Origin of the sequence: uncultured Arcanobacterium sp. (assembly GCF_947253055.1) — a bacterium.
In the GTDB taxonomy this organism is placed as follows: Bacteria; Actinomycetota; Actinomycetes; order Actinomycetales; family Actinomycetaceae; genus Arcanobacterium_A.
In genome coordinates, this window is record NZ_CAMXYE010000073.1 from 1 (window position 1) to 7,226 (window position 7,226).

A 7,226-nucleotide genomic window follows, 5' to 3' on the forward strand; every position below is an offset into this window, starting at 1 on the left:
GCGGCATCTTGTGCGGCTACTGCTTCTGCCTTCTCTACTATTGCTGTACGGCGTGCCAGTGCGGCCTCTTTTGCAGCTGCTCTTTCTGCTGCTACTACTTCCGCTCGCGCCGCAATTCTTTCCTTTAGTTGCGCAGCCGTCTTGCGCAAGCTCTCCACATCACCGACTACCGCCGGTTCCAATAGTTCTTTCTCTAGAGCCTGCAAAGATTTTTCGGCTTCGTGCGGAGAAATAATATTAATACGCGACTCCAACAGCTTTACCTGCGCCTGCAAATCAAGAAAACGGCGTATAAAGAGCCCGAGCGCATCTTCTTTAGTGCCACTCGCTGCAAACTGCCCGACTAGGCGTTCGTTTTCGCCCTCCCGCAGCCACACCTTGCCCTCTTCATCGACGCGACCCCATTTTGCAGCTTCTGCAGCAGCTTTATCATCTACATCCGGTACCGGAGCAGCTACTTCACCGCCCGCCGGCGATGCTTCTGCTGCCGGTGGATTAGCTACCGCTGCTTTTTCCGCACTTTTTTCTTCAGCACTGGGAGCAGAAGTAGTGGGAGCAGCAGCTTCTTTTTCTACAGGTGCTGCTTCAGCGGCGGTATCAGCGCTAGCAAGTTCTGCATTATCGTTTACTGTAGGGTCACTCATCTTTGATCTCCTTTTGAGGCCGGGGTCGGCTTTACGCACACCGTACACGTCATTCAACACACAGTTTACGCAGATTTTCTCTCCAATGTCGAAAAGCGGCAATTTCCGCTACGGTTATCTATATGATAATTCTGCGTTATAACCGTACTTTTTTAGAGGCAAATACCTATATATTGGCTGATGAGAATGCTCGTAGTGCATTAGTCGTAGATACCGGTGCGGGTTCGCGCTATTGGATTAAAGATACTTTAGCGGCACAAAATTTGCACCTAGGAGCCGTATTACTTACCCACGGCCATGCTGATCACGTCTGGGATGTATCGGCAGTAGCTGGCGCTGCGCCGGTATATATTTCTGCTCCTGATCGCTATCGGCTCACCGATCCGCTCGCTACTACGGGGATGAAGAATTCACATCTAGGTTTTACCCGCATGGGAATAGACCAATGGCAGGAGCCAGAAAATTTGCAGAATTTACCAGATGAAATTTTTTCCACCGCCGTAGAGCTCGTACCAGGAATTCCGATGCGGGCAGTTCCCGCCCCGGGGCATACGGAAGGTTCTGCCGTATTTCTTTTTACTGGGCAATCGCGCAGGGAAAATCCTGCTTCGCCAGAAATGGAAAATATCTTAGTGACGGGGCGAGAAGAAAAATTCTTGTTTTCTGGAGATGTGATTTTTAATAACGGCATTGGGCGCACGGATCTTCCCGGGGGAGATGGCTACGCAATGGCAGCTTCGCTGCGGTTATTAGTACAAGTGATAAAACCAGAAACTTTTATTCTGCCCGGTCATGGTGATACCACTTCTATGTTTCACGAAGTGCGACATTCTCAATTTTTACAAGCTGCTATGAGTTAATTTTTTCAAAACAGAGTAAAATCGGGTTTGCTGCCTGAAAAGAAAGAGAAAATTATGGCCAAAATTGCTCCGCTTTCCGGATTTCCAGAATGGCTGCCTGCCGGGCGGCTTGTTGAACAGCAAGTAGTGGATACGCTGCGGGAAACTTTTGAATTGCACGCTTTTTCCGGAATTGAAACGCGTGCGGTAGAGCCGGTAGAACGTTTACTCAGTAAAGGGGAAACCTCGAAAGAAATTTATTTACTTTCGCGGCTACAAGATAGAGAAAAATCGGGGCCGGCAGAGCTCGGGCTGCATTTCGATCTCACTGTGCCGCTCGCTCGCTACGTCCTCGAGCATGCAGGGCATCTACATTTTCCTTTTCGCCGTTATCAAATTCAGAAAGTTTGGCGGGGCGAGCGCCCCCAAGACGGTCGTTTTCGGGAATTTCTCCAAGCCGATGTGGATGTAGTCGGGCAAGGGGAGCTAGCTTTTCATCACGAAATCGAAGTTCCCTTAGTTATGGTAGACGCTTTGGCGCGTCTACCAATTCCGCGCGTGATAATTCGGGCCTCTAATCGAAAAGTAGCGCAGGGATTTTACGAGGCAATCGGCATCGAGAATACCGAAGAGACACTGCGCATTATCGATAAGTTAGATAAAATCGGGGCCGGTGCAGTGGCAGAAATTCTCCAAGAACAAGTCGGGGCTACTCCCGATCAGGCGCGCCTAGCGCTGCAGCTAGCAGAAATTTCCGGAAGTGATGCCTCGGTAGCGGATCGGGTAATGGCCCTTGGCCACAATTCATCTCTGCTAGAAGAAGGCTTAGAAGAGCTAGTAGCTCTAATCGAAGGCGCTAATGCTTTGATTCCGGGGTCGCTACAGGCAGATCTAAAAATTGCGCGCGGTCTTGATTACTATACGGGTTCGGTCTATGAATCTACTATGCTCGGGCATGAAGATTTGGGTTCCGTATGCTCTGGTGGGCGTTATGATTCGCTCGTCAGCGACGGTAAACAGGCTTATCCGGGAGTTGGCCTTTCTATCGGCGTATCGCGGATGTTGGCAAGAATTATTGGAAAAGAAACTGTAGTACCCAGCCGCCCGGTACCTACTACGGTACTTATTGCGGTGAACGACGAAGCTGAGCGTCTCCATGCGGAGCAAACTGCAATGCGTTTGCGCCAGCGGGGGATAGCGGCAGAGGTCTCGCCCAATTGTGCAAAATTTGGGAAGCAGATTCGCTACGCAGATCGGCGGGGCATTCCTTATGTGTGGTTTAGTACCGAAGAGGGAGAGCAAGTAAAAGATATTCGCAGCGGCGAGCAAGTGCCCACCGATAGCGATACGTGGCTTCCGCCAGAGGAAGATAGGAAAGTTACCTTAGTGCGCCCGGATAAAAATTAGTTCGAATCGAGACTAATCTGAATTGCGATTAGCACCGATAGAGATTAGTACGGCTTGAAATCAGTGGCGCGATTTCTTCCCTTTTTTCTTCCGTTGCTGCGCTTTTTCTTGGGCTTGTTGCCGAGCTTTTCGGCGTTCTTCGCCAAATTTTTTATCGGCTCGGTATTTGCGCAGTTCCAGGCTATCGGTAGCGCCAGCAGATTTTTGCTGCTTCCGCGGTCCATTATCGCGCGAGATATTCAAGGCTCGCCCCGCTAAGCGTGCTTGCCCAATCCTTTTGCGCGTTTTATTATCCAACTCATGCTTCATTTCCACTAAAGAAAAGCTGGGGAAAATATCGATTCGCCCTAATTCGGAGCCCTTTACATTACTTTCTCCAGTAATTGCTCCCACTATTGAGCCCGGTGAAATTCCATCACGCCGGCCTACTTCTACGCGATATACCGTGCCTTTGCCGGAAAAAGTAGGAGCTTTAGGCTCGGTGCGGCGTTTTCTGGCTTTCCGTGATTTTTTCTCCGCCGTAAAACTTGCTGCTAAATCTTCTGGTTCTATGGAGGTTTTTTCCCCATCGTCCTGTACCGCCAAAGCTAGTAGTGCCAGCAGTAAATCAGCGGAGAAATTTAGCTCCTGCCGAGCTTCATTATTTAGAGGCGTTTCTGTATTTATAGTATTTATAGGCGATTCCGTATTTTCCAGATTCGCACTACTCTCGCTACTCTCGTCATTTACCCTATTCGCAGTATCTTCGCTCTGCTTTACCTGCTCTGCCTGCCACTTCGCCAAAGCAGTAGCATAGAGATCTAAGTTCCCCTTTTCCTGCCGCTGCTGGGCTTGGGCAAGGACTTCCCGGGCCCGAATCGAATTTACTTCACTTGCTGTAGGTAGCTTAGCTTCTTTAATTGCCACTCCAGTTATTTTTTCAATTCGACGCAGGCGGAAGCGCTGTTTAGGAGTGACGAAAGTGAGGGCATGCCCGCGGCGTCCAGCTCGTCCCGTACGCCCGATTCGATGCACATAGGTGGCAGCTTCCCGGGGAATATCGAAATTGACCACCAAGCCAATTCGCTCTACATCTAATCCGCGTGCCGCCACATCAGTGGCCACCAGTACATTAAGGAAACCACTGCGGAGCCGTTCCACTAGGCGTTCGCGCTCCACTTGCGCCACATCTCCGGAAAGTGTAGCTGCATGCACTCCGCGGGCCGTCAATTCTAAAGCGAGTTGCTCGGCAGTAGCGCGCGTATGTACGAATACCAAAGCAGCTGGAGCCTCCGTAGTAGCTAATACGCGGCACAATGCTCCCACTTTATAGCGCTCTGCCACTACCGCATATTCTTGCTCAATAGTTTCAACTACGGAAGCAGGCGGCGTTACAGTTATTTCAATTGGATCTTGCAGATGCTGGGCGGCAATAGCTCGGATTTGTTTCGGCATAGTAGCGGAGAATAGAGCTGAGATCCGCTCTGCGGGAAGAGCAGCCGCGATTTTATCGACGTCTTCTGCAAAGCCCATATGCAGCATTTCATCGGCTTCATCTAGCACAAAGTATTTTACCGAATCGAGCACAAGCGCGCCGCGTTCGTACAGGTCAATAATTCGGCCGGGGGCGCCCACTACTATTTGTGCCCCTTTGCGCAACGCCTGCAACTGTGGTCCATACGGCGCGCCACCATAAATTGTAGCTACTTCAATATCGGCGTTATGTATTGCGAAATTACTAATTGCTTCGGCATCTTGAATCGCTAATTCCCGGGTGGGAGCTAGTACCAGGGCTTGTACATTTTTTAGCTCCGAATCTATCTGTGTAAGCAGTGGAAGCCCGAAAGCAGCAGTTTTCCCCGTGCCAGTTTGCGCTACTCCAATTACATCACGCCCGGCGAGGAGCGGGGGAATAGCTTGCATTTGAATTGCGGTGGGGGCGGAGAATCCGAGCTTTTCCACCGTTTCTAGTAAGGGAAGTGGCAGGCAAAGATCAGCAAAAGTGCTAGTAGTGTCCATCTAAAATATTCCTATCAAAAAGTTATTGAAAAAGTAGTAGAGCCGGGTTTTTGTATGCGCTGACCAATCAGTAAAGCAAAAACTGCAAAAATAACGAGCGCGCCGAGGGTGGGGCCAAAGGCATAGACGCCGAGGCTCCGGCAGAGAGCAAAAATAATACCGGCATAGGCGATACAAATAGCTGCTCCCAGTGAATCGAGAATTTGTAGGGCGGAAGAGGTGCTGCCTTGATTTTCCTTCGGGGTAAGAGCCAGCGCATATACCGTAATTCCTGGATAGATTATTCCCATCCCAAGGGAAGCAATTAGCCAGCCAGCAAAAACTATTTCTCCTGGTACAGCAGGGAAGATTCCCGGGAGGGTCAAAAAAATCCCAATTATTTGCATGGTAGAGCCAATGAGTGGCATTTTCTTTCGCCAGTTTGGATTGTGAATTTTTCCTTGCAGAAAAGAACCGGCAGCCCAGGTGACTGCACCTATGGTGAGGACGATCCCAGCGCGGGTGGGAGAAAAATTATGCACATTTTTTAGAAGTAAAGGCAAGAAAAGTTCCACCGCCACATAGGCGCCGTTCATCATACCGCGATAGAGCACGCTAGCAGGAAGGCCTCTTCCGGCACGTAGAGTATGCGGCGGTAAGAGCGGACGTACTGCGAAAAAGCAGCAGCTCGTGAGCAGGAGAATACCCAGGAAATGGAGCACGGAGAAGTTTTCCGCTTTTACTCCCGATAGTATCTGTAAGCCACTCACTGCAATTCCCGTACCGAGAGCGAGAAATATGACGCGCGGAAAATTCTGCAGTTTTTGCGGAGCTGCTAAATGCGGAAAAGCCCGCACTTTTATGATTATGAGCGGCAGAAAAGCGAGAATAACAAAGGGAGTAATACCGAATACCCAGCGCCAATGTACATACTCGACCAAAGCCCCCGAAATAGTTGGACCAATTAATGCCGGCAATACCCAGGCGGCGGCTAAAGAAGCAAAAAAATTAGCTTGTTTTTCCGGAGGAATATAATGGCCGGCCAGTACATAAAGGGGCACAATCAGTAGCCCGCCTCCCAGGCCTTGAATACCTCTTCCCAGCACGAGAATCTCGGCATTTGGAGAAAAAGTGGCGATGAGGAGGCCAGATATAAAAAGAATTAGCCCGGTGTAAAGTGCGGGGTGTGGGCCTTTCGTATCGCACCATTTACCTGCTAAGCCGGTAGTTATTACCTGAGTGGCTAGAGCAATTCCGGAGGCGAGAGCATATAGATATTCGCCTTGTAAATCTTCCATCACAAAAGGCATAGCAGTAGTCACTGCTACCGTTTCGAAAGCAGCCATACTTACCAAACTGACGGCAATTATTTGCAGCCACCGCAGCGTATCAGCACCTAATTTTATAGATACGCTACTCGAGGTAATTTTTTCCTCTTTGGGGGCGATATTGTTTTGCAAAAAGCACCTATTTCAGTTGCGGAATAGTAATAAATCGATTTTTCTAAAATCAGCTTGGCTCGTCTTCTTTAATTTTCACTTTCTACCGCAGCTAGCACAAGTCATTGGGATGTGAGTTTAAGCTCCACTGCTTGGGCACAGAGAAGTGAAAGGGGAGAGAAGCGTATTATAAAAAGCGTGTGTGCCGCTTGTCTCGCAGCCCACTGTAACCCGCCCGTCTCGCGGGTGAAAACAATTGCAGAAATGAGGTTTTATGTTACGTACTCGTATGGCAGGTTCCCTGCGTAAAGAAGATATTGGCACTAGCGTTACGCTAGCTGGTTGGGTCGATCGGCGCCGCGATCACGGCGGTATCGCTTTTATAGATTTACGGGATGCTTCTGGAATTGCCCAAGTGACGATTCGGGAGGATGTGGCCCATGAATTGCGGAGTGAGTATGTAATACAAATAACCGGCACCGTCAATGCGCGCCCGGATGGAAATACCAATCCCGCTTTACCTACTGGGGAAATTGAAGTAGAAGCACAGGAAGTAGAGGTATTAAATCCCGCGGCTCCGCTGCCTTTCCAGGTTTCAGATCATGCGGAAGATGCGGGGGCAGTGAATGAAGAAACTCGCCTTAAGTATCGTTACCTGGATTTGCGACGCTCTTATGAGCAGCGCGCTATTCGGCTGCGCGCGCAAGTAAATAGGGCAGCTCGGCAAGTACTAGACGCCAATGATTTTGTGGAAATCGAAACTCCTACCTTAATTCGTTCTACTCCCGAAGGTGCCCGCGATTTTATTGTCCCCGCGCGGCTTTCTCCGGGGTCTTGGTATGCGCTTCCGCAGTCACCACAGCTTTTTAAGCAGCTCCTAATGGTAGCGGGTATGGAGCGTTACTATCAGATTGCACGTT

5 protein-coding genes and 1 pseudogene are annotated in these 7,226 nt (G+C 49.8%); 3 read left to right on the forward strand and 3 right to left on the reverse strand.

Annotated features, from left to right (window positions below):
• Positions 1–644, reverse strand: a pseudogene (locus Q0X35_RS05440) (DUF349 domain-containing protein); the annotation flags it as partial.
• Between the two features lie 122 nt (positions 645–766).
• On the opposite strand from Q0X35_RS05440, the gene Q0X35_RS05445 reads away from it, so the two are divergent.
• On the forward strand, positions 767–1,504 hold the full coding sequence (locus Q0X35_RS05445; protein WP_297566320.1) for an MBL fold metallo-hydrolase: 738 nt from the start codon (positions 767–769) through the stop codon (positions 1,502–1,504).
• A gap of 54 nt (positions 1,505–1,558) precedes the next feature.
• Positions 1,559–2,890, forward strand: a complete 1,332-nt coding sequence (gene hisS / locus Q0X35_RS05450) for a histidine--tRNA ligase (RefSeq protein ID WP_297566322.1) — start codon at positions 1,559–1,561, stop codon at positions 2,888–2,890.
• A gap of 60 nt (positions 2,891–2,950) precedes the next feature.
• On the opposite strand, the gene Q0X35_RS05455 is transcribed toward hisS, so the two are convergent.
• Together Q0X35_RS05455 and Q0X35_RS05460 are read right to left on the reverse strand one after the other, a co-directional pair.
• On the reverse strand, positions 2,951–4,888 hold the full coding sequence (locus Q0X35_RS05455) for a DEAD/DEAH box helicase (protein WP_297566324.1): 1,938 nt from the start codon (positions 4,886–4,888) through the stop codon (positions 2,951–2,953).
• A 14-nt stretch (positions 4,889–4,902) separates the two neighbouring features.
• A complete protein-coding gene (locus Q0X35_RS05460; protein WP_297566326.1) occupies positions 4,903–6,327 on the reverse strand; it encodes an MFS transporter in 1,425 nt (474 codons plus the stop codon).
• 253 nt (positions 6,328–6,580) lie between these two features.
• Here Q0X35_RS05460 and Q0X35_RS05465 point away from each other — a divergent pair.
• Positions 6,581–7,226: amino acid--tRNA ligase-related protein (locus Q0X35_RS05465; protein ID WP_297566328.1), on the forward strand; the 646-nt coding region annotated here is incomplete at its 3' end.